Below are 1,078 nucleotides of genomic sequence, written 5' to 3'. Positions count from 1 at the left end.
GGGTCTGTCAGTAATTTCGTGTTCAAGGCATATGATGCTCCCCAGGAGAAAATATGCCTCGCAAACCCAAGACCCCACCGGTAGACCTGCCGGCGATTCCCGCCGAGCTGCTTGAGCAGTTCGGCAACGGCCCGATGACGGCCGAATCCATCAACGCCGCGACCATGGCGCTGAAGAAAGCGTTGATCGAGCGCGCGCTCGGCGGCGAGATGAACCACCATCTGGGCTATTCATCGGGCGCGGCCAAGCCGGCCGCCGTCACCAACCAGCGCAACGGCAAAGGCGCCAAGACCGTTCTGACCGAAGACGGCCCGATCCGCATCGAGGTGCCGCGCGACCGCGACGGCAGCTTCGAACCGCTATTGATCCCCAAGCACGAAAGACGTTTTACAGGCTTCGACGAGAAGATCGTCGCCATGTACGCCAGGGGCATGACCGTACGCGAGATCCAGGGCTTCTTGCAGGAGCAGTACGGCACCGAGGTCTCGCCCGAGTTCATCAGTTCTGTCACCGACGAGGTCATGGCTGAAGTCACGGCCTGGCAGTCACGGCCGCTCGAACCGATGTATCCGGTCGTGTTCTTCGATGCTTTGCGCGTCAAGATCCGCGAAGATGCTGTCGTACGCAACAAGGCCGTCTACCTCGCGCTGGGTGTCCTGCCCGACGGAACACGGGACATTCTCGGCCTGTGGATCGAGAACACCGAGGGCGCTAAGTTCTGGATGAAGGTGTTCAACGATTTGAAGACCCGCGGCGTGAACGACATTCTGATCGCCGTGACCGACGGCCTGAAAGGTATGCCAGAGGCACTGGCCGTCGTGTTTCCGGCAACCACGCTGCAGACCTGCATCGTCCACCTGATCCGCAACAGCCTTGATTACGCGAGTTGGAAGGACCGTAAGGGGCTGGCTGCGGCGATTCGACCGATCTACACAGCAGCCAGCGCCGAGGCCGCGCAGGCCGAACTCGACGCGTTTGCCGAAGGGCCTTGGGGGCAACGATTCCCGACGGTCAGCGCGGCGTGGCGCAATGCTTGGGATCGCGTCATTCCGTTCTTCGCGTTCCCGCCGGCGGTGCG

1 protein-coding gene is annotated in these 1,078 nt (G+C 62.0%); it reads left to right on the top strand.

Annotated features, from left to right (window positions below; translation table 11 throughout):
• Window positions 1–53 precede the first annotated feature (53 nt).
• Window positions 54–1,078, top strand: a 1,025-nt coding sequence (locus tag GWC77_RS27945; RefSeq protein ID WP_173262779.1) for an IS256 family transposase, incomplete at its 3' end; no start/stop codon positions are given.

This window comes from Paraburkholderia sp. NMBU_R16, assembly GCF_013282575.1.
Lineage (GTDB): Bacteria > Pseudomonadota > Gammaproteobacteria > Burkholderiales > Burkholderiaceae > Trinickia.
The sequence above is the reverse complement of the archived record's forward strand: the minus strand, read 5'-3'. Positions and strand labels throughout refer to the sequence as shown.